Raw genomic sequence first — 24711 nt, 5'->3', positions numbered from 1 at the left:
AAGATCGAGACATTGAATGACATACATCACCCAGAATAATTATTATAAAACATAAGATATGAAAAAGATAGTTTATCCCATCCTTCTACTAGTTCTAACGGCTTGCAAAGGAAACCAGCAAACTACAAATAACGAATCCGCCGCAATTCCCGTTGCCGAAACAATAGCGGATACCATCGCACAACCCGAAGTGGATGCCATCACTTCAGCTACCTCAAAACCTAATCAGGTTTCGTTCAACGGACGAATCGTTCTTCCTCCCCAACGTCAGGCAACCATTGCTTTAACCATGGGAGGCATTGTAAAAAAAGCTTCTCTGCTTCCAGGGCAATGGGTGGCTGCAAACAGTGTAATCGCCACGTTAGAGAATCCGGAGTTCATCACCCTGCAACAAACTTATCTGGACAGTCACGCACAAACCGAATATCTCTTAGCTGAATACGAACGGCAAAAAAATCTGTCTGCCGAACAAGCAGCTTCTCAAAAGAAATTCCAGCAAAGTAAAGCGGACTTTCTCTCCATGAAGAGTCGCCAGGACGCCGCTGCTGCACAACTTTCTCTTTTAGGCGTTCAAACGGAGGCATTACTTAAGAACGGAATACAACCGCTACTGGAAGTCAAAGCCCCCATTAGTGGTTATGCCGCTAATGTAGCGATGAATATCGGCAAATATATCAATCCGGGAGAAGCACTTTGCGAACTTATCGATAAAAGCAGCCCGATGCTTTGCCTGACTACTTACGAGAAAGATCTTGCAGACATACAAGTCGGCAGCCCGGTACAGTTTCGTGTAAACGGAATGGGGACACAAACCTTTCACGGTATCGTGATTTCCATCGGACAAAAAGTAGACGAAACCAATCGTTCGCTCGAAGTGTATGCTTCCATCAAGGAGGAAAATGTACAATTCCGCCCCGGTATGTATGTCACGGCACACATTCAGAAACAATAATTGACCAACTGTGACAACAGCATTGACATTTTATAACCGGTAACTCATAATTTACCACTATCTTTGTTGTATGATAGCCAAAGCAATAAAAAAAGATAAATATATACTTTCCACAGTCATCATCTCCTTAGCGGTTGCTGTACTGATTCATTTTCCTGAATCAGTATCTCTTTTCGACCGTTTCGAAAGTCATTCCTTATTCCCGGGGATGAAGTTTATAGATGTGGCAAACGAAATACTTTTTACCTTTCTGTCGCTATTGTTACTTTTTGCCATCAATACCCGTTTGTTTCATTTCAATCAGGCTTCCATTAAAATTACAGGGACAAAGATTTTGCTTTCCTTTATCGTGACATGGATATTGAGTAACTTGTCAGGACAGTTTTTTGTTTTCCTTCACAGAACGTTTGATATTCCGGCCATCGATGCCATGGTACATCATTATTTGCATCCATTGCGGGATTTTATTGTGGCATGTCTCGTCACCAGTAGTTGCTGTATCATTCATCTTATATTCAAGCAGCAACTGGTACTTATTGAGAACGAACAGCTTCAGGCAGAGAATCTCCGCAATCAGTATGAAGTACTGAAGAATCAGCTGAACCCACACATGCTGTTCAACTCGCTGAATACCCTGCGTTCGCTGGTACGCGAAAATCAGGATAAAGCGCAGGATTACATTCAGGAACTCTCCCGGGTACTAAGGTATACTTTGCAAAGTAATGAGTCACAATGTGTCAGTCTCCGGGAAGAAATGGAATTTGTTTCCGCTTATATTTTTCTATTAAAGATGCGTTTTGAGAACAATCTACAATTCGACATACAGATAAGCAATGCATACGAAGAATATCTCCTCCCTCCAATGGCGGTGCAAGTGTTGATTGAGAATGCAGTAAAGCACAACGAAATCAGCGACCGGAAGCCGTTGACTATTCATATCACGACGGACGATAACGGCAATTTGTCTATCAGCAACGACATTCAGCCCAAATGGACTGCAACTTCCGGAACCGGCATCGGACTTGCCAACCTTGCCAAGCGATACAGGCTCTTGTTTAAACGGGATATACAAATAACGGAGGACAGAGAGTTTACAGTTTGTATTCCTTTGATTGAAAAATCACAACTAGAACAATAATCACCATGAAGATTGTCATTATAGAAGACGAAAAAGCAGCAGTACGAAACCTGACTTCACTGCTTAATGAGATAAAACCGAATGGAGAAATCGTGACCATACTGGATAGTATCAGTTCCACTATCGAATGGTTCAGTTCTCATCCGATGCCGGAACTGGTATTCATGGATATTCATCTGGCAGATGGTTCCGCCTTCGAGATATTCAATCATATCAATATTACTTGTCCGATTATCTTTACAACTGCCTATGATGAATATGCGTTACGTGCATTCAAAGTAAACAGCATCGACTACTTATTAAAACCCATCGGTAAGGAAGACATAGAACACGCTTTCGATAAGCTCCAAGGTTTACAGGATGCTGCTGACAAACACCAGTTTCCTTTTCCACAACAGGAGAATGAGCTACTGAAACTAATACATTCACTCCAAAAGCAAGAAAACTATAAAAGTCATTTCCTTATTCCTACCAAAGGAGACAAACTATTGCCCGTTTCTGTAGATATGATACAATTGTTTTATATTAAGGACTGTCAGGTCAAGGTAGTCTTAACCGATGAAACCGAATACTGTTTTTCTCAAACATTAGATGAACTTACGGAGTGTCTCAATCCTTCTCTTTTCTTTCGGGCTAACCGCCAATATCTTATTTCGCGAGAAGCTATCAAAGATATTGACTTATGGTTCAACAGCCGACTGTCCATCAACTTGTATTATTCAGGAATCAAAGAAAAAATACTTGTCAGCAAAGCCCGAGTAGCAGAGTTTAAAGAGTGGTTCTCTAAGAGAAAACGTTGATTCCGAGACATTGCCTTCTTAGAACAAATAGCAAAACAAAGTGTTTCATGCCGTGAAACGATTGGTTTCAACGCTTGAAACAAGCAGTTTCATGTAGTAAAACACTTTGTTTCTCACCGAGGAAACTTTAGTTTCAAGCCTCTGAAACTGCAGTTTCCCCTAATGGAAACTAAAGTTTCCCGCCTTGAAACTAAAGGTATCCCCTGTTGAAACTTCTATTTACATACAAGCTTATATTTATATGCAGGCATGTTCATTTCAAACGGTGATAGATGAATGATTAGGTGACAGGTGGAGAACAATCTATCACCACCCTGAAAGCTCGATGAACAATGCGTTTCAGAAGGATGGTGATAGATTGAAAGATGATTTCCATTTTTACGTATGGAAAGTTAGAATATGTGCCATCATTCAATGACAGCTGCAAAGCCACCATTTCTAACCATCTTTATAGTTAGCTGCTCCCCGGCTTTCACTTGGGCTGACTTGCAACGATAATCCATCGCCTGACGTCCTGCGTTGATACCATCCTCAAAAGATGTCATTTGATAAGAGCGATCTTTATTCAAGAAATCTAACTTTATGGTAAACTCACGTTCCTTTTCACCATTGTTAGTCATTCCTCCTATAAACCACTTATCGCCTTTCCGTTTTGCTACAATGACATATTCACCCGCTTTAGCTTCGAGTGCCACAGTCTCGTCCCACGTTACGGGAACTTGTGTAATGAAACGGGTACAATCTTCATTACGATAATAAAGAGTAGGATTATCCGCCAACATCTGCAGACCACTTTCAAAAACCACAAAGAGTGCCAACTGATAAGCGCGTGTTCCGATACTTGCAGCATTGGGACGTTCCGAGCGATACACATTAGGCTGCATACTAATCATCGCTCCGGGAGTATAATCCATCGGACCGACAGCATTACGCATAAACGGTAAATACAGACTATTATCCGGATAACAACCGCCCATTTGTTCCATGCCACGCACTCCTTCGTAAGACAATACATTCGGATATTTATATTCCAGTCCGGCAGGTTTGAAAGAGCCATGAAAATCGACAAACAAATGATGTTTGGCTGCTTCCCGGGCTACCCGTTCGTAATAGTTGACCATCCACTGATCGCTTCTGTCCATAAAATCAATCTTAAGTCCTTTTACTCCCCATTCATTGAAAGTCTTGAAGAGATCAAAATTGTTTTCTACCGTCAACCACGTCAACCAAAGCACAATCCCTACATTTTTTTCTTTGCCATAACGGATCAACTCGTGCAAGTCTACTTTGGGATTAGGCGTATAAGGATCACGTGTACTTTTAGCCCAGCCTTCATCCATAATGATATATGGAATACCAAATTTAGAAGCAAAATCAATGTAATACTTATAAGTCTCCAAGTTATAACCGGAAACAAAATTCACATCCGGTCCGTAAGGAGAAGCGTCATTCCACCATTCCCAGCTCACCTGTCCCGGCTTAATCCATGAAACATCCTGAAGTTGATTCTTTTCAGCCAGTTTATAAGTCATTGTATTCTCAATCAACTGCTTATCATTTTTACTTATCACAAAGTAACGCCAAGGATAATTTCTCGTACCTTTTGTTTTAGCAATGTAATCAGCTTCTTGAGTAATCTTCACGCTTCGATCACTGTTTTCGGCAAACGCAAGCGGAGCTTTAGGAAAAACAGAAATTGCTCCGTTCGTGCCTGTTCCTTTGAGAAACATACATGGATAATCAGCCAGATCCGACTCGCTGATTAATATTTTATAGTCTTTTTGTGTGTCAATCAATACCGGCAAAACAGCTATCCGTTCTTCAGGCTTCCACGCATTACTTTGAACATGTGTGTAAGGTTCCTCATAAGCTGTATGGAAGCCTCCCGGTTGTTGCAAGTGAAGAAGATAATCCGACGGGAAGTTGATAGCAAACTCTTCGTTCATTACTTCAACATCACCTTTTTGTGAGGTAATAAACCGGTAAGCAACTCCATCGTCAAAAGCACGGAATTCTACTGAATAATCTTTAAAGGTCAGTAGCAATTGATTATAACGATTATTGACTTTCGCATATTTCAAAGGAACAATAGGAGTTAATTGCTCGTCGACACTCGTACGTTTCTGACGGCGCAGTTTGGGATTTTCTCCCAACACCTGATTCTTCAATGTCAACTGAAGGGTATTGTCTTTCAACAATACATCTCCGTTATAATCTATACTATAATAGATTTTATCCGAGAGATTCAAGGACACTTTCAGCTCTCCATTGGGAGAAATTAACTCTAACTTATTCTGTGCACGAAGTAGTGATGCCAAGCACAAACACACAACTAACAGGAAATATCTTCTCATGATTTAGATATTTAATTAATAATCGTTTTACATTGGCAAATGTAATAAAAACATCACTTCGTACTATCAAACGGACTGGGTAATACTCCTTCAAAAGTTATTTTCACTGGTTTGATATACCCGTTTTCATCAAATTTACCTGATATTTCATTGTCTTTCCAGGCAACGACAAAGAAGGAGCTACCGCTTCATCCGATACCGCACGCTTATAGTTCGGTTTACTGCTCATGACAAAACGTAGTTTCACGCCATCACGTATATCCTCATATTTCAAATAAGATTTGTCATACTTCTTGCCATTTACATACAATTCCTTTACATACACATTCTTCGGCGACCAATTATCTGCTACCATTTCAATAACTTTTCCGTTACTCATCCGAACTGTTATTGCCTCAACGCAAGGAGAACCAATGTTATACATATTGCTTGAAGGAGCCACCGGGTAAAAGCCAATGCAATTGAACATATACCAAGCCGACATCTGCCCGCAATCGTCATTGCCACTTAATGCATCCGGAGTATCGCCATAGAAACGGTCAACAATCGTACGGACCCACTTCTGACATTTCCAAGGTTCTTTCAAGTAATTATAAAGATACGCTACATGATGGCAAGGTTCATTTCCATGCCAATAGGCTCCGATACGGCCTTGAATATCATGTGCTCCCGGAATGTCATCCGGCAACTCTACCGTGAACAGTTCATCCAACCGGTTGCGGAACCAATCTTCGCCAGCTTCGTTCATATATCCTTGTACATCTTGTGGTACATACCAGGTATATTGTACAGTAAATCCTTCCGTAATATCCCCCCATCCATTTACAGATCCGGGTCCCTGATAAGCTACCGGAGTAAACGGTGTACGCCAGTTTCCCTGACTGTCCTTGCCACGCATATACTTCGTTTCCGGATCAATCAAAGTCTGATAAGAGAGTGCACGATTCAAGAAATAACGGTAATCATCCTCTTTACCCAAAGCCTTGGCAGCCTGTGCCATGCAATAATCATCATACGCATATTCCAATGTTTTAGATACTGACTCCGCCTCTTTATCAAAAGGCACATATCCCATCATACGATATTCCGGCAAACAGTCATAATTCGGATTCATCGCCGTGGTCTTCATAGCCTCATACGCACGTTCGTAATCGAATCCTTTCACTCCCTTCACAATCATGTCAGCCAATACGGAAACTGCATGATAACCAATCATACACCAAGTCTCATTTCCATAAAACGACCAGATAGGAAGCATTTTCTCCACACTTTTATCATAATGAGCCAGCATGGAATTGGCAATATCGGCATTCACTTCCTGTTGAACCAGATTGAACCAGGGATGCAAAGCCCGGTAGGTATCCCAAAGAGAGAATACCGTATAGTTAGTAAATCCTTCGGCTTTCTCTATATTTTTATCTAATCCTCGAAACTGCCCGTCTGCATCCTGAAAGATGAACGGATGCAAAGCCGCATGATAAGCCGACGTATAGAATGTTCTTTTCGTTTTACGGTCGGCAGTAAGGGTATATTTTCCAAGTTCTTTTTCCCATAGTGCTTCTCCTTTAGCTTTCAGGTCATCGAAAGTGAGTCCGGCAAGTTCCGCCATATTGTTTTTTGCCCCGTTTGTGCTGACCGATGAAATAGCAGTTTTTACAATCACCTCCTCTCCGGCTTTTGTATCAAAAGAGATGCAAGCCATCAGATTCTTTCCCCAAGCTTCATAGCTGCTACGAAACCGGGAGGTATTGTAAATCACCGGCTTCTTATTCTGCATAAAGCGCAAGCCGGTCAACTTTTTAGAGAAAGTAGCCGTGAAATAGATATGCCGTTCCGGTCCCCAGCCTTTCACCAGTTTATATCCGGTGATGGTAGAATCATTTTCCATGCGCAGATTCGCCCATTCACAAGATTGCCATAAAGTATGGTTCATATCGATCATAATAAAAGCTTTATCCGATTGAGGATAGGTGAAGCGGAACATACCACTACGTACCCCTGACGTCATTTCAGCCTTTACTCCATAATCTGACAGTTCCACCGCATAATAATTAGGTGATGCCCATTCCTTTTCATGAGAATAACGTGAACGGTATCCCTTTTCCGGCTCCTCACGTGTCCCCGGATCCAGTTTCATCTCTCCTGTTCCGGAAATAAACAAGAAGTCTCCCAAATCAGGTATACCAGTCCCGCTTAAATGAGTCAGACTGAACCCCAACAAAGTGGAATGATTATATTTATAACCGGAAGCCGCATCATAGTATTTACTATCCGTGTCCGGACTCATCTGAATTCCTCCGAAAGGAATCTGCGCACCCGGATACACATTACCATAACCATCTGTTCCCACAAATGGATTCACATAATCAATCAGTTTCTCGGTTTGAGCCATGCCTGGCAAAATACTCACCAGGCACAGCCATACTAAAAACAATCCTCTTTTACCCATTACACTCACCATATTTACATTATTATGCTTGTATATCACCTACCGCAACTTGATATTCATGCCACAGTTCATCAATATTATATTCGTCTCCTAGAACATGCTTGATAGCTCCATCAAACGACCAAGGGATAACCTCCAATGTACTCCGGTTAAACTTACGCAGGAATTCAGGATCTTTGTTGTCACGTAACCACACGAAGAAATAACCCGCCGTACGGTATCCGTCCATATAATTTCCACCTTTCGGACGGGCATTCGGTCCGTCAAATCCTCCATTGGCAACCCGCACAGCATCTGCCATTCCCTCGATAAATGCCCAGAACACACGATTGGTTCCATAAGAGCCGATTCCCTGCGGCTCCAGCTGATATGCGTGCGTCAATTCATGCAAGAGCACCCCGCGTGTTTCAAAAAACAACTTCGCCGTATCATTCGCTGCAAAAGATTTTTCAATGTGACGTGTACTGTAGAAAATCGTCACATCACCATTACCACCACCTTTCGCAGAAATACCGTTGATATCTTCCAATGTATAATGTATCTTGTGCACTGCAGGAATACTATCTTCCGGAGAATTGTAAAGAGTAGCTAATACAGTACGTGCCTGTTCCTTGATGTACGATTCAGCATCGGGAATGATCCGATGGTAAATGTCCGATCCCAGCGTTTCCGGTGCTTTATCCTCAAACAATACAGCACCTGTATTGTACTCTTTCCATACATCAGAATTATCCTTCACCTGTTTTTGCACACTTGCAGCACAAGCCCCCATACCTACCAGCAGGCAGGCTGCATAGATTAAATGTATCTTTTTCATACTCCTTTATTGATTATTTGTTGATTCCGTTAGTTAATGAATAAGGTTTATCCTCCGGTGATAATCCGCGACGTTTGTTAGGTGACGCCCCCATCTTGAATTCAAGCACGCCTCCTTTCAAAATGTCTTCATGTGTAATATACATCTTGTCGTATACCTTGCCGTTCAATTTCAGCGACTGCACGTAACGTTTCTTGTCGCTGACACCCGGCGCTTTGATCTCCAATGTCTTTCCATTAGGAAGTGTCATCTTCAGATAAGGCAGGTAGGGCGCTCCCAATACATACTGGTCTGTACCAGGACAAACCGGATAGAAGCCCATCACGGAGAAAAGATACCATGCTGACATCTGTCCGCAATCATCATTTCCACCCAATCCGTTAATATCATTCTTATACATCTTATTCAGAATCTCACGCAGCCAGTACTGTGATTTCCACGGCTGGGAAGTCCACGCATATAGATAAGGAACATGGTGGCTCGGTTCATTACCATGCACATATCCGCCGACCAAACATTCTTCCGTAATATCCTCATTATGCTCATAGTACTTCTCCGGCAGATGCATGGAGAACAGTTCATCCAGTTTCTGCACGAACGTCCCTTCTCCTCCCATCAAGTCGATCATGCCAAATACATCGTGTGGCACATGAAAAGAGAAATTCCATGAATTGCCTTCGATAAAACCTTCACCATAGGTTTGCAATACATCAAACTCTTTCTTGAAAGAACCGTCACTATAACGGGGACGTGCAAAACCAATACTTGTATCATAGATAGTACGATAATTGAGGGCACGCTTTCGGTAAGTCTCCGCTATTTCCTTGTTACCTGCCTTCAAAGCTGTCTGATAGATAGTCCAATCGTCGTATGCATACTCCAAAGTAGAAGAGGCTGCTGTACCACTTTTGTCAAGCGGAATATATCCCAGCTTCATATAATCAGCTATACCTTCATAATACGGAACGGTGGATGTACTGACCATTGCCGCCAATGCCTCATCCACATTCGAAAAGACGCCTTTGGTTATTGCATCCGCCAGTACAGACACAGCATGATAACCGCTCATACACCAGTTTTCATTTCCCATCAGACTCCATATCGGCAACATTCCGTGCACGCTTTGTTGCTCATGTTTAATCATGGATTCCACCATATCCGCATTGCGTCCCGGTTTCACCAGATTCAGGAAAGGATGTTCCGCACGATAGGTATCCCAAAGGGAAAATATAGTATAGTTGGTGAATCCTTCCGCCCGGTGTATGTTATGATCCAGCCCACGATAGGAACCGTCTACATCCATATACACAGACGGATTAATCATGGTGTGGTAAAGAGAAGTATAGAACATTGCTTTCTGATCGGGCGTACCTTCGATCTCGAAATGCTCCAGTTCACTATTCCAATCTGTACGAGCAGCCTCCGCCAACTGTTCGAAACTCTTTCCGGAAGCCTCGGCACGCAGATTCTTAATGGCCCCTTCCGTACTGACTGCCGACAATGCCACTTTTACAACCAGTTCCGAATTGTTAGCGGTATCGAAGTTAAAGTAAGCCACGATTTTTCGACCTGTGATTTCGGGGAAGTTCTTTTCCATCTTGAAACGACGCCAGAAGCCATTGTACAGTACTTTTTCCTTATCCTTATATCCGTAGTCTTTAATCGGCTGTGACAAAGAGATAGCAAAATAGGTATAATTCGTGCGCGCCCATCCGTTGGTGATACGGTATCCGGTCAACAGAGTATCGTTTTCTACCCTTAAATTAGCCCATAGTACTTTGCCGTCATAATTATAAATACCATGCACCAGATCCAAAATCAAATGACCATCTTTTCCTTTCGGGAAGGTATATTTATGTATACCCGTCCGTTGTGTTGCTGTCAGTTGGGCTCTAATGCCATAATCATCCAGCATCACTTCATAATATCCGGGAACAGCTTTTTCTGTAGCATGGTCAAAACGTGAACGGTATCCCTCTTCCGGATAATCCGCCCGGCCGGGATTTAACTTCACATCGCCAACAGCAGGCATCAACAAGATATCTCCCAAGTCAGAATGTCCCGTACCACTAAGATGAGTGTGACTGAAGCCAACAATGGTCTTGTCCCTATATTGGTAACCGGCACAATACTCGTAGGCATTTTTCTGATAAGCTCCATTTACATTATGCGGAATTGTGTCTGTGTCCGGACTCAACTGTACCCATCCGAAAGGAGTACAAGCACCGGGAAAAGTGTGCCCCATCCCATTGGTCCCGATAATCGGATTCACATAGTCTACCGGCTGTTGAGCTATGGCGGACAAAGTTACTGCCGCCATAGTCATCATCAATACTTTCTTTCTCAAATTATTCATATCAGCTTACTTTGCGTCACGAGAGAATGAATACGGGAAGTCAGATTCGTTGACACCTCTTCCCTTATTCGGCTTGTTATCCATATCAAACACCAGACTCCCGCCTTTCAACAGGTCGAAATGGTTCAGATAATTCTTTGTATAATTCTTGCCATTATAATTCAATGAACGAATATAACGATTATCATCGTTATTCTTCGGGGCGGAGATTTCCAGTTTCTTACCGTTCTCCAGTGTAATCGTTGCTTTCTTGAAGTAAGGAGCTCCCATTACATATTCATTGCTGCCGGGACATACCGGATAAAATCCCAATGCAGTAAATACATACCAAGCCGAAGTCTGACCGTTATCTTCATCTCCACAATAACCGTCCGGAGTAGGAAGATAGAGGCGGTTCATCGTCTCACGCAACCAATATTGGGCTTTCCACGGTTCGCCGGCATAGTTATACAAGTAGATCATGTGCTGGATAGGTTGGTTACCATGTGCATAGTTACCCATGTTAGCAATTTCCATTTCACGAATCTCGTGAATCACTCCTCCATAATAGCTATCATCAAATACAGGAGGAAGATTGAACACAGAATCAAGCATACTGACAAACATCTTCTTGCCGCCCATCAGGTCAACCAGCCCTTGTACATCGTGAAATACCGACCATGTATAATGCCAACTATTTCCTTCCGTAAAGGCATCTCCCCATTTAAAAGGATTGAAAGGAGTCTGGAAAGTTCCGTCGGAATTCTTTCCCCGCATCAACTTAGTTTCCGGATCGAACAGATTACGGTAGTTCTGACTCCTTTTCTTATAAACATCCAGTTCTTCTGCCGGACGGCCTAATTTTTCACCCATACGGTAAATGCACCAGTCATCGTATGCATATTCCAATGTACGTGCCGCATTCTCATTAATTTTCACATCGTATGGCACATAGCCCAGTTTGTTATAATATTCATATCCACGGCGTCCGGTAGTAGAAACTTTCGGATGTACGCTATTGGCCCCTTTCAGTAGGCCTTCGTACATTTTTTCTGCATCCGCTTTGGTTACATTCTTCATGAAGGCATCCGCCACTACAGAAGCAGAATTATTCCCAACCATGCAACCACGATGGCCCGGGCTTGCCCATTCAGGAAAGAATCCACTTTCAAGATAGGTATTCAACAGACCTGCCTGCATCTTCTCACCCATTGAAGGATATATCAAATTAACAAATGGAAACAAGCAACGGAAAGTATCCCAGAATCCAGTGTCGGTAAACATATATCCTGGACGGATTTCACCATTATAGGGGCTGTAATGCACAGTTTCCCCCTTACCGTTTACTTCGTAAAACATACGAGGAAACAACACCGAACGATACAAACAAGAGTAGAACGTACGCATACGGTTCTCATCGCTGTCTTCAACCTTGATACGCCCCAAGACATTGTTCCATGCCTTACGACCGGCCTCTTTTGTCTGTTCAAAGGTCTTATTACCAATTTCTTTCAAGTTCAGTTCAGCCTGTTCAGGACTGATGAATGAGGATGCCACCTTTGCATGTACCTGTTCTCCTTTCTTCGTTGAAAATCCGATAGCAGCACCCACGTGATTGGATTGTAGTTCGAGATGTGTTTCAACCAAATGATAGTCTGCCCATACTTTATTGAAAGTAAAAGGCTTGTCGAACTCTATCACAAAGTAATTCTTAAAGTTTTGAGGAACACCGCCACTATTGCGTGTCGTATAACCAACTATTTTATTTTCTTCGGGAATTACCTTCACATACGAACCGCGGTCGAAAGCATCTACCACCACATAGGCATCAGAGGTTTCAGGGAAAGTGAAACGGAAATATGCGCAACGTTCCGTCGGAGCTATTTCAGTTGTCATGTCATACTCTGACAAATAAACACTGTAATAATAAGGAGTGGCTTTCTCTGCCTTATGAGAGAACCAGGAAGCACGACTATCCTGATCGATCTTCAACTGTTTAGTCATCGGCATGATTGAGAACTGACCGTAGTCATTGATCCACGGACTGGGCTGATGCGTTTGCTTGAAACCTCTGATTTTGTCGGATGCATAAGTGTAAGCCCAACCGTCACCCATCTTTCCGGTTTGTGGCATCCAGAAGTTCATTCCCCAAGGCAACGCGATGGCAGGATATGTATTCCCATTAGATAGTGATATTTTCGAATCAGTTCCCATTAAAGGATTCACATAGTCTACCGGTTGCTTTTGCGCAAAGGTAGAAGAAGCTCCCAATAGCAGGGCTATTGCGAAAGATAGTAGTTTCTTTTTATTCATGGTCTACGAATTAAGCTATTAATTAGATTATCAAGTCTTTTTTATTTACGTTACAAATTAAAGCATCTTTCTGTAATTATCAGTCCTCTGATACGCCAAAATAAGAAAAAAATAGCATTTGGTCAACCAAAGGATACGAGCGTCAACGAGAGTACAAGTTAAATAAGTGAGAATCAGGATGTAATATTTATGTGCATACCACGAGAGTACAACCGGAGGACTAACTGTTTAAGCAATAGAGAGAGGATAATTTGCCTTTACCCTCTCTCCAATTCTATCAGAAACAAATATTTATTATTACCTAATTAATTCCATCCCGGGTTCTGATGTCCTTCCAACGCAGGATTAGCCTGAATTTCATCTAACGGGATAGGCCATAACAAAGCATATTCAGGAATGGCACCGGCTCTTGTGCTTCCATCGGGCTTGTTTTGAATTTGAGCCGATGCAAGAGCAGTCCATTTCAATTTTCCTGATTCGGTAGATGCTTCCGGATACAAACGAGTACGACGAATGTCATCCCAAATCTTAAATTCCAACGGTAACTCATGCAAACGTTCAGTCAAAATCGATTGTATTAAATCGTTTCCTGTAGCCGTCTCATCTGCCAATCCAGCACGTTTACGCACTTGATTGAGATAATATTTAGCTCCACCGACAGCATTATCTTCATGATTTGTACGTGCCAGACCTTCGGCCGCAATCAGCAAGACTTCCGCAAAACGGAATACCGGCATATTATAATCACCATCGTGACCACTAATCAAAGCATTTTCATCAAACCATGCCCAGTTGCCTGCATTATTCAAAGTATGAGTATTTCCTTCAGCATCGGTATATTGCTTAAAGAAGAACTGTTTCTCATGTCCTCGAATATCATTAGAGGCATAGCTGTTAAGCAACATATCACAGGGAAGGTATGCATTATACAGCACGTCTCCTCCCGGATGGAACACTCCCCACTGAAAAGCATCTGTACCAATAGAACGACAAGCATAAGAGTTACCTACACTATAATCACTATAATTGTATTCTTTAGCATAAATGATTTCAGCAGATTCTTTCGTTGTCTTAATCACATTATACGCAGAGTTCAAATCATCAGTCGTTCCATTCGGATGAATAAGTTCGTGAGGACTATCATTGATCACTTTCAATGCCATCTGTGCAGCTTTTCCATAATAGTCTGCCCCCCCGTTTAACGGTGCACCAGCCCATTGTAGATAAACTTGTGCCAGCAAAGTCTGCGCCATTGCTCTGGTAACATAACAGCCATTTTCATAGAACGTTTTATTCGGCAATGCATCCCCGTTGACAATATCCAGCAAGTCGGCTTCAATTTTCTTATAAACCTCTTCAGCAGAAAGACGTTCTTTGTACATACCTTCTGTAGATGTGTAAGGTTCTGAAATATAAGGAACACCACCAAATTCTTTGACCAGCCAAAAATATCCGTATGCACGGAAGAATTTACCTTGAGCCACATAATTATTAATAGTAGCTTCATCCAGCACCCCGGTCATTGTCGGAATATTGGCTATAACAAAGTTGGCACGTGAAATACCTTTATAAAACTCATGCCAGTATTTCATTGCAATATCATCAAAAGATTCAATATTGAAGTTACACCCTTCGGATGCCGTAGTAAATGTTCTATCCTTACGCTTATCAACGTACAATCCGGACACAATACCACCCCACATTGTCGCTTTAGGAGTCCAGCCACCGCCTACATCAGTGTTGTGTAAATAAGGTACACCACCGAAATACAATGCGTTCACACCCGACTCCGCATCAGCTTTCGTCTTCCAGAATTGGTCAGATGATTTCATATCCAATGGTTCTTCTTTCAGGAAATCGTCGCATGAATTCAGCAACACAGAAAGTGAACACATACAAAATACAGATATATATACTTTTAATAGTTTCATAATTCTTATGGTTTTTATAACGGTGAATTAAAATGCTACATTAAGACCGAACGTAAACGTTCTCGGACGCGGATAGGTGAAGAATTGGCGGTTAGCCCCCCATTTGTTGTCACCTAAACGAGATGAGTTATCCGGATCGTATCCGTTATAGTCCTTAGAAGTAATCAGGAACGCGTTATTCACATTCGCATACAAACGCAATGAAGACAGACCGATCTTCTTAATCAATGTTGGATTGAAGGTATATCCGAGCTGAATCATGTTACAACGCAAATAAGAACCATTGCAAACCCAGTCATCATCTGCCTGGTTATTAGCTCCCTGACCAAAGTTATTCAGACGAATTGCCTGTTCTTTACCCGACGGATTGAGAGTTGGATGCCATGCTTCCTTATAAAGACGGTCTATACCGTTAGTCAGGAAACGGGCTACAGTAGAGTGATAATATTCTTGCATCACATCTACCCCCCATGTAAACTGGAAGTCTAAAGTCAAATCGAAACCTTTATAATTGAAGGTATTGATAAATGAGCCCATCCAGTCAGGCAATCCGTTACCAATAATTTCGCGTTTCTTATAAGTTACCTTTTCACCGATAGTGGAAGGTATGTTCATTGTCTCCGGATCCCAGTTAGACGGAATACCATCGTAAATACCGGCGCGCTTATAACCATAGAAAGAAGAAAGCTCTTCACCTTCACGAATCAACATATCGTAACCCACAAAACCATCGGTTGTAATCTGACGCTTACCGGTGACAGGATCAACAGATGCACTTTCATCCAGTTTCTCTACACGATTTTTGTTGAAACCTAAATTAAGAGTGGAAGTCCACTGGAAATCATGTGTCTGAATAGGATATGCTGTAACCAGAATATCTACACCACGATTGGAAACGGCTCCAATATTATCCATAATGGAAGAGTAGCCTGTTGATTCAGGAACCGGACGGTCGAGCAACAAATCTGAAGTATATTTATAATAATAGGAAATATCGAAATTCAGTCTGTTATTGAATAAACCCAACTCGAATCCTAAGTCCCACTGTCCTGTCTTTTCCCATTTCAGGTCCGGATTAGGCATATTGTCCAGATAAGACACTACGTGCAGAGCATCACCAATGATCGTATTCGACTGGCTCACCGTAGCCAATGATTTATATGTACCAATTTCCGAATTACCTGTCAGACCGTAAGAAGTATGTAATTTCAGCTTGCTGATCAATGAGTTATCTTTCAAAAAGTCTTCATTAGAAATCATCCAACCCAAGCCGACTGACGGGAAAAATGCATATTTATTGTTCTGTCCGAATTTGGAAGAGCCATCATAACGACCGGTTACGGTAGCCATATACTTGTTGTCATAAGAATATGCCAGACGCAAGAAATAAGAGTTCATCGCCCACTTGTCGTAATCATTGCCTACAGAAGGACGGTTCGTTCCGGAACCTAAATTATAATATCCGTAGAAGTCATCAATATACTTACTGTCGGAAGCTTCGAATTTGGTATAATTATACTCTTGCCAAGACATACCCGCCATTGCATTAATGTGATGTTTGTTTATATCTTTCACATAAGTCAAATAGGTTTCTTCCTGCCAATACAAAGAGTTGGAGTTATTTGCAGAAGCTGCTCCCTCGGAACTTTGATTAATCATCGGACGCGGAGTGAACGGCGTATAGTTAGCATCACGATTATTGTGGTAGTCGATACCGAACTGGGTCTTCAAATCCAATCCTTTCATGAGATGGAAAGTCAAAGCAGCATTACCAAAAATCTGCGTACGATATTGCATAGCCTGCATCCGTTCGAGCAACTCAACGGGATTACCTACACCTTCCGGGCTGAATCCTTGTTTTCCGCTATTAGGATCAGTCTGATTATTGAGAATAGAGCTTGTATTAATAATGTTCGTCTGCGTATATTCACCATCCAGCTTAACCGGTAAGAAAGGCAACTGTTCGATCATCGTACGCAATGCGCCTTGTCCGTAAGGGTTATCAGAAGTTCTATTACCCCAAGTATGATTTACTAATAAATTAGCGGAAGTAGACAGCCAATCAGTCGGTTTGTCATCATACGCCAATTTTGCATTGATACGTTTGAAGTAAGAATTCAACAAAATACCCTGTTGATCGGTATAATTGATGAATGCTCCGATAGAAGATCCTTCTCCTGTACGTTGGATACTGATCTGATGGTTATGAGAGATGGCAGTGCGGGATGCTTCATCCTGCCAGTTGGTATTATATTTCGGAGAACCGTCTGCATTGAACAAACGTTCGTCTGTGAATATCTGTGACAGATCAGTTGTGAAGTTCTTGCCTTGAAATTCGTTGGCATTTTCCAATCCCTGCTTGAAGGTAGACATCCATTCGTTAGCATCCATTACATCTATTTTTCTAGCCATCTTACCGATAGACAATGAACCATCATAGGAAACATGGACTCCTTTTCCTGCATTACCGCGCTTGGTAGTCACCATGATAACACCATTCGCACCACGGGCACCATAGATGGCAGCAGAGGAAGCATCTTTCAATACTTCGATAGATTCGATATCATTCGGATTAAGCAATTCGAAGTTTGACATCACCACTCCATCTACTACGTACAGCGGTGATGCCGACGCGTTGATAGTAGAAATACCACGAATGATGACACGCGATTCTCCACCCGGCTGACCGGTATTAGAGAAGATATTCACACCGGCCACTTTACCCTTCAATCCGTCAAGCGCATTGAATGATTGTGCTTTCAGCATGTCTTTACCTTTGGCTGTGGAAATGGAACCCGTCAAGTCTGATTTGCGCATGGTACCATAACCTACAACGACTACTTCGTCCAGTGCTTTCGTATCCGATTGCAGAACTACGTTCAGAACATTACTCTTTAATTCCGAGACTTTAAATTCTTGTGTGATATAACCAATATACGAAAACACCAAGGTGGCATTGGAAGGAACAGAGAGAGTGTATTTACCGTTAATGTCAGTGATTGTTCCTGTACTACCGTTTTTAACTTTCACCGTACCACTGATAACCGCCTCTCCCTGATCATCGGTTACCGTACCGGAGATTGATTTTACAGATTGAGCATTCATGCCCAAACTCAACATCATACCTATTACAAATAAGGTAAGATACTTTAGTTTTTCATTCATAATTCCTTTAAATTTGATTAGTAATAAGGTTAATTCCCTTTAAAAAGATTGTTGCAAATAAAGGCTATTCGAATAAAAGTCCAATGCTCTACCTTGCCAAAAAAACGGCAAAATAAAGACACATATCTAAAGCACAGAATGGTAAATTAGAGCACAGATTAACACACTAATAATCAATACAATAAAATCGACAAAAGGAATTTAGAGCACAAGGTTGTGACAAACAAATAAATAATAATGTTTCCCAACTAATCACCTATACGAAAGAATTTAACCTGACAATCAGCATACCTTTCGCTGTTCCCGATAATCTTTCGGTGTCATCCCGAACCGACGGGTAAACTCTTTATAAAAATAAGACCGGCTGGAAATACCGACCTCCATAATAACATCTTGAATAGAAAGTTCTTCATCAAGTAACAGGCGGGCTGCCTTTTCCATACGGTAACTCTTTATTAAATCACCGGGAGCAGTATTGGAAATTTCCTTGAATTTACGATAGAACTGACGGGAACTCATTGCCATACGATCAGCGATCAACGTTGAGCCCAGTTCTTCCTTGTCCAGGTTTTCTTCAATCACCTTTAACAATTTACGAATAAAATCAGCTTGTTCGGTAGTTGTACAGACAATCTGTCCCGCCAAATCTCCCAGTTCCTCCATATATATCTGCTTCGCTTCCCGCTTTCCATAAATAGCATTATGGACAACTTCCCGCAAGAATAATATATCATAAGGAAGTACAATATAAGAATCAGACCACAAGATCAGTTCCCGCTGAATGGCCGAACCAACTTTCCAGGTTAACAATGGAATAAAAGCTGTCTTTGAAAGCAGAGTACGATTCCGGCTAACATACTCCATAAAAGTACTTTCAGCATTGGCATACATTGTCATATCCACTAATAATAGAGCCGGAGCCGACCGACGAATTTCGTCAAAAGCAAGCTGCACACTCTTTACTTGATGAACCACGTATTCATCAGCCAGGAAATTACTAATCAACCAAGTCATTTCATCTCTGTCTTCCAACAAAAGCACAGTTTTTTTCCCTTGTTCACCTGCTACTGTCAAGACCGCCGGTTCAAAGATAATCGTCAACCGACTACCACTCTCATCATCATCATAACGAAGAACGGCATGAATACGTTCCAAAGCTGACCGTACAAAACCTAAAAGTAAATGCACAACAAACACATGATCGGAATCTTTCTCCGTCACTGAAGAAGCTTTATCTGAAAGATATTCATACAACGCTTTCGCAGTAGCATCTTTAGAAGAAAAATGTAGCTGCATCTTACCATCCTGTTCTGACATTTCTACTATTACGCCATGAGTACCCTTCATTTCAGTAATCCGGAGATAGCAGCAATAAAGAATACTGTATAACGCATTCTTGTAAACTGGAAATGTTAAGTGTTCCGGAATCATTGACGATATAGAAGAATGATCAATCCCTTGTTCTTCCAACGTACGCAACACCTCTTGAGAAACTCCCTGTATACTCATACGCGCAGAAACAATAAACCGATCCGGAAAGAATTGTTTAAGTTCTTCCAAAAACAGAGCGTCAGGATTAAGAAGTGCGCTCATCACAGTTTCGCGTATCAGTGACACTTTCTCAAGACATTGCTCATAAGAAAGATTCTCTGCACGCAATTGGTCACAATAATTATAAATAAGAGTAAAATCTTCAAGCATCCTACGGTTTGTATATACAGTCTCGGATTTCCGGCAACTTTCTGTCCCCATCAGTGTTTTCATCATCCGTTCCTGAAGGTAGTTTTTACGTAGCAAATATATCACGTACCCTAACAACAACAAAAAAATGATCAAATAAACAAAATAAGCCGCCACCGATCGATACCAGGGAGAAAGGATATATACCGGAATAGAAAAATGCCGATATTCTGTATCAAATACATCCCTCTTATAGCGTACCTTAAAGATATAATCACCTGCCGGCACTCCTGTATATGAGGCTTCATTAATACTACTAAAAGAGGTCCAATCCTTATCATATCCTTCCAACTGGTAAGAATATTCTATATCTTCTCCTGATAAAAAATCCGGAACAACAAAAGAAAGTGCAAATGAAACCTCCGTCCCCTTCAACTGTAATGCCTTACCATCGTCTGTATAGTAATCTCCATCCCCCTGAACCACTTGCGTATGTCCAACAGTCAACTTACGTAACAAAATATCCGGATAAAATTCCGGAGCAGCCTGCACCTCTTTATCCAAATAAAGCAACCCGTCAATCCCACCGAAAAAAAGCTCCTGTGTATATGGACACATGTAATAAGCATCATCACTAAACTCACCGATTTGAACACCTGCACTGTAAAAGTAGGCATGTGATGAGCCATTTATCGGATTATATTTAATCAGCCCCCGATTCGTACCAAGCCATAAGAGTCCGTTCTCATCTTCAAGTACACCATGAATCATATCATTGAGCAAACCTTGCTCCCGTCCGATATAGGTAGCTTTCATCTGTTTGCCATTAGAATTCAAACATACCAATCCTGATGTTGTCCCTACATATAACAACCCTTCTTTGGTCCGATACAGGCTAAGCACATCGTCTACCGACTTATGAAGCATTTCTTTCAAAGAAATCACTTTATATTCTTCAGTCCGCTTATCAAACCGTACGAGTCCTTTCTCCCGACTGCCAAGCCACAAAATAGAATCCCCCTCGGGCAGCATTGGATAGAACATCGTAATTTCTCGCTGACCGTGAAAAAAATGATAACTTTTCTGCGACTTGAAACGAATGGTACCTGCCTGCTTCTCAAGTATTAATTTATGAAAACCGGAACCGGCTGTCACCACATAAAGTACACTATCATTTTCCTCATAAATGCCATGTATCTCGGTGGGTTGTGCCGGCAGATTCTCCACAGAATGCAAAGCTTTGTCTTCAAAAGAATAGTAAAATAGTCCCGGATCTCCAGATCCTATCCAAAAGCCATCCATATAACGGCTTTGAACCAATTTATAAACAGGAAATTCTTTATTCCATCGTATATAAGACACAACATTTTGCTTACCTTCAGGAGAGTAAACTGTAACGGCAGAAGCCTCCTCATTCTCACGATAATCCGGTATATGCAACAGTCCATCCCCCTTCGTCCCGAACCATAGCCCACCACTATTGTCTGTCATAACAGAACGTACCTGCCTGCTTAAGTTAGATGACAGTTGATTGAGCATCAAATTGGTGGCAATAGAATATTTCTTAGCATACATAATCGTTCCTTGTCCGTCTGAAGCAACCCATAAGACATTCTGATGAGGATCTCGATAAATACTATATATACGTACATTCCGGTCGACCACTTCTTCTTTATATTTTTGTGAAGTACGGAGACGGACTAACCCATTCGTTCGAAAACCAATAATAATATCTTCATAGAAAAGGGCTATTCCTGCAATAGTTCCATTCTTCTGCACTAATGAAGAAAGGTTACGAATATAAATTTTAGATTGTCGGGAAATATCATAAACATAAAGATCATGCTCACTATCGATAAAACAAAGAACGCCATTCTGATAAAAGACATCTTCAATAGGTTTCGCATGAAAACTAGTAGATGAAACAGTTGAATGAATTGATAATGTGTCACAATCAAAAGCATCCTGCGAAACCTGTAACAGCTCCCCTGTTTGTTGAGTGAAAATCCACAAAACACCATCATCCGTGACGAACGCCCGTTTATCCATATCCTCTACGGGTACTTTCAGATTCTTAATCTGTATAAATCGTTTATAAGATGTATTATAGTAGAAAATTCCACCATGACTCACCACCCATGTGTTTCCTTTAGAATTGGAATGTAGATAATAATCATCTGTAAAGTCATAATATCCGACAACTTGCCGTGAATCCTGTGAAAGACGATTGATCCCCAAATGGGTAGAAATCCACAAACAATTATTATCCGCCTGCTGAATAGAATGGATTACGTTGTTACTCAAAGCCTTGGGAGCTGAAAAATCGGAACGGAAAACTTCCATGCTTCTGCCGTCATAACAATTGACGCCATCGTAAGTACCGAACCACATCAACCCTGTATTGTCTTGAAAAAGACAAAGCACAGCGCTATTAGATAATCCTTGCTGATAATCTACTTTCCGGAAGATATATGAATCTTTACCGCCATCTGCCTGACAGATCAATGAATAAATCAATAGAACAAAAGGAAAAATCAAGCGCATTTTCATTGTGTTAATCATTAATATCATCTATTAAATATCAGGCAATCGCTTATATGTTTTGTTTCGCAGTGCGAAAAAAATAGCCATTAATAATCGATGTCTTTGATTCTCTTTACACAAAGATACGTTTTTATACGGAAAATGCAACTCTATTTTATCAAGTACCTCTATTTTTCAACAATTACTTCACTACTAAGTTCACACAATCTAAGAGTCTGCCTCTTCCATTTTTCAATGATCTCATCATTATAAATAATGCAATCAGTTTTATTTTCATGCCGTACGTTTATCAATATGCATATTTAAGCCATGTGTTTATCATTGATATAAGACCTATAAAGTTGTATACCAATTGATATTCTTGTGGTGTATCTATGCTAACGACGCAGAGAAGTAAGCTTTGTTGATTACTTCTCTCTCAACACTGCTTACTTCTCATGTAATCTATTAATAGAAAAGTTGCTCTTGATTAAGTCCAAACTTTCTTTTTATTAACAGTAAAGTTGCTTTTCATCCCTTCCAATCTATAAATGCAATCTTCATTTATAAAAACAAAGGTTCCGTTTTTAAAAACAAAGCTTGCATTTATAAAAATGAAGCTTTCATTTTAAGTTTGTAAATAACAAAAGAGAAGTTTACTATTAGACGAAAGGAAGTTTAGACTTAATCAAAAGAAACTTTATTGTTAATACTCAAGGAGAAGAGTAACTATTATCATTCAGTGGATATCATCCTAATAAAAAGTCTCGTATATCAATGAGACAACTTATTCAGTTATCTTTATGATATACGAGACTCAAATGTTATAAATAAAATCCTATTTTGCAGGATATTATTTTGCTAATTCATTAATCACATCCATTATCTTCTGACCGATTTCCTCGGCAGCTTCCATAGTAGAAGCTTCACTATACACACGGATGATCGGTTCTGTATTACTCTTGCGCAAATGTACCCATTTGTCAGCAAAGTCAATTTTCACACCGTCGATATCGTTGATTTCTTCGTTCTTATAGATTTCCTTTACTTTTGCAAGGATAGCATCTACATCGATTTCCGGAGTCAAGTCTACACGGTTTTTAGCAATGAAGTAAGGAGGATAAGTAGCACGGAGCTCGCTAACCTTCTTTCCTTCGTGAGCCAGATGGCTAAGGAATAATGCGATGCCTACCAATGCATCACGTCCGTAGTGACTGGCAGGATAAATTACTCCACCATTTCCCTCACCGCCGATAACGGCATTGGTTGCTTTCATCTTCGTTACCACATTTACTTCGCCTACGGCAGAAGCGCTGTATTCCATTCCATACTTGCGAGTTACATCACGCAAAGCACGGGTAGAGCTTAAATTAGAAACAGTGTTACCGGGGGTATGTTTCAGTACATAGTCGGCAACAGTAACCAATGTATATTCTTCACCGTACATTACGCCATTCTCGCAGATCATTGCCAGACGGTCAACATCGGGGTCTACAACAAAAGCTACATCGGCCTTTCCACCTTTCATTAAGTTCATGATGTCACCGAGGTTCTTTTCAAGCGGTTCGGGGTTGTGCTGGAAGTTTCCGGTAGGTTCACAGTAGAGTTTTTCTACATGTTTCACACCTAAACGTTCAAGAAGTTCGGGAAGAATAATACCGCCTACCGAGTTTACACAGTCAATAGCTACCCGGAAATCAGCTTTTTTGATAGCTTCTACATCTACCAAGTCGAGAGCCAATACACTGTCGATATGTTTCTGATTATAAGTCAGGTCTTTGCGGTAAGAACCCAAGTGATCTACGTCGGCATAGTCAAATTCTTCTGCTTCAGCAATACGAAGTACTTCGTTGCCTTCGGCTGCATTCAGAAATTCACCATGTTCATTCAGTAACTTCAGTGCATTCCACTGTTTCGGGTTATGAGAAGCCGTCAGGATGATACCGCCACAGGCACCTTCCATTGTCACAGCAAGTTCTGTGGTCGGAGTAGAAGCAAGATCAATATCTACTACATCCCAGCCCATTCCCATTAATGTACCGACTACTACGTTTTTTACCATTTCACCTGAGATACGGGCATCGCGTCCCACAACAATCTTGTTGCTCTTCGCTTTGCAGGTCTTACGAATTAAAGTAGCATAAGCCGAGGTGAATTTTACAATGTCAAGCGGGTTCAGTCCTTCTCCCGCTCCTCCGCCGATGGTTCCGCGGATTCCAGAGATAGATTTGATTAGAGTCATAGGTTTTTAACT

General features: G+C 41.2%; 12 protein-coding genes. 3 read left to right on the top strand and 9 right to left on the bottom strand.

All coding sequences use genetic code 11. The annotated features are described in order from the left end of the window. Nucleotides 1–58 precede the first annotated feature (58 nt). The 3 genes from HMPREF0106_RS20760 to HMPREF0106_RS20770 all read left to right on the top strand — a co-directional run bounded on the left by HMPREF0106_RS20760 (nucleotide 59) and on the right by HMPREF0106_RS20770 (nucleotide 2890). Nucleotides 59–952 carry an efflux RND transporter periplasmic adaptor subunit gene (locus HMPREF0106_RS20760; protein WP_004301142.1) on the top strand — a complete coding sequence of 298 codons (894 nt, stop codon included), beginning with the start codon at nucleotides 59–61 and terminating at the stop codon, nucleotides 950–952. A 70-nt stretch (nucleotides 953–1022) separates the two neighbouring features. Next, entirely contained in the window at nucleotides 1023–2090 is a 1068-nt protein-coding gene (locus HMPREF0106_RS20765; RefSeq protein WP_008642005.1) for a sensor histidine kinase, read from the top strand. Nucleotides 2091–2095: 5 nt separating this feature from the next. Then, the gene (locus HMPREF0106_RS20770) at nucleotides 2096–2890 is read left to right on the top strand and encodes a LytR/AlgR family response regulator transcription factor (RefSeq protein WP_004311025.1); all 795 of its coding nucleotides are present in this window, start codon (nucleotides 2096–2098) and stop codon (nucleotides 2888–2890) included. A gap of 407 nt (nucleotides 2891–3297) precedes the next feature. On the opposite strand, the gene HMPREF0106_RS20775 is transcribed toward HMPREF0106_RS20770, so the two are convergent. The 9 genes from HMPREF0106_RS20775 to glmM all read right to left on the bottom strand — a co-directional run bounded on the left by HMPREF0106_RS20775 (nucleotide 3298) and on the right by glmM (nucleotide 24699). Beyond that, on the bottom strand, nucleotides 3298–5244 hold the full coding sequence (locus HMPREF0106_RS20775; RefSeq protein ID WP_009039009.1) for a glycoside hydrolase family 97 protein: 1947 nt from the start codon (nucleotides 5242–5244) through the stop codon (nucleotides 3298–3300). A gap of 103 nt (nucleotides 5245–5347) precedes the next feature. Continuing rightward, complete coding sequence (locus HMPREF0106_RS20780; protein WP_032851004.1) at nucleotides 5348–7705, bottom strand: GH92 family glycosyl hydrolase; 2358 nt, start codon at nucleotides 7703–7705, stop codon at nucleotides 5348–5350. Between the two features lie 10 nt (nucleotides 7706–7715). Beyond that, complete coding sequence (locus HMPREF0106_RS20785) at nucleotides 7716–8510, bottom strand: basic secretory family protein (RefSeq protein WP_008020566.1); 795 nt, start codon at nucleotides 8508–8510, stop codon at nucleotides 7716–7718. Between the two features lie 13 nt (nucleotides 8511–8523). Beyond that, a complete protein-coding gene (locus HMPREF0106_RS20790) occupies nucleotides 8524–10866 on the bottom strand; it encodes a GH92 family glycosyl hydrolase (RefSeq protein ID WP_009039007.1) in 2343 nt (780 codons plus the stop codon). Between the two features lie 6 nt (nucleotides 10867–10872). Continuing rightward, the gene (locus HMPREF0106_RS20795) at nucleotides 10873–13158 is read right to left on the bottom strand and encodes a GH92 family glycosyl hydrolase (RefSeq protein ID WP_009039006.1); all 2286 of its coding nucleotides are present in this window, start codon (nucleotides 13156–13158) and stop codon (nucleotides 10873–10875) included. Between the two features lie 305 nt (nucleotides 13159–13463). After that, a complete protein-coding gene (locus tag HMPREF0106_RS20800) occupies nucleotides 13464–15089 on the bottom strand; it encodes a RagB/SusD family nutrient uptake outer membrane protein (protein ID WP_009039005.1) in 1626 nt (541 codons plus the stop codon). A 27-nt stretch (nucleotides 15090–15116) separates the two neighbouring features. Continuing rightward, nucleotides 15117–18254 (bottom strand): SusC/RagA family TonB-linked outer membrane protein, encoded by a 3138-nt coding sequence (locus tag HMPREF0106_RS20805; protein WP_004311032.1) that lies wholly within the window; start codon nucleotides 18252–18254, stop codon nucleotides 15117–15119. A 282-nt stretch (nucleotides 18255–18536) separates the two neighbouring features. Then, a complete protein-coding gene (locus HMPREF0106_RS20810) occupies nucleotides 18537–22496 on the bottom strand; it encodes a helix-turn-helix domain-containing protein (protein ID WP_009039004.1) in 3960 nt (1319 codons plus the stop codon). A gap of 814 nt (nucleotides 22497–23310) precedes the next feature. Further along, entirely contained in the window at nucleotides 23311–24699 is a 1389-nt protein-coding gene (glmM, locus tag HMPREF0106_RS20815) for a phosphoglucosamine mutase (RefSeq protein WP_004313060.1), read from the bottom strand. Between the last annotated feature and the right edge of the window lie 12 nt (nucleotides 24700–24711).

Source organism: Bacteroides sp. D22, assembly GCF_000163675.1.
GTDB classification, from domain to species: domain Bacteria; phylum Bacteroidota; class Bacteroidia; order Bacteroidales; family Bacteroidaceae; genus Bacteroides; species Bacteroides xylanisolvens.
Note: the sequence above shows the minus strand (reverse complement) of the source record. Positions and strands in the feature narration are given on the sequence as shown.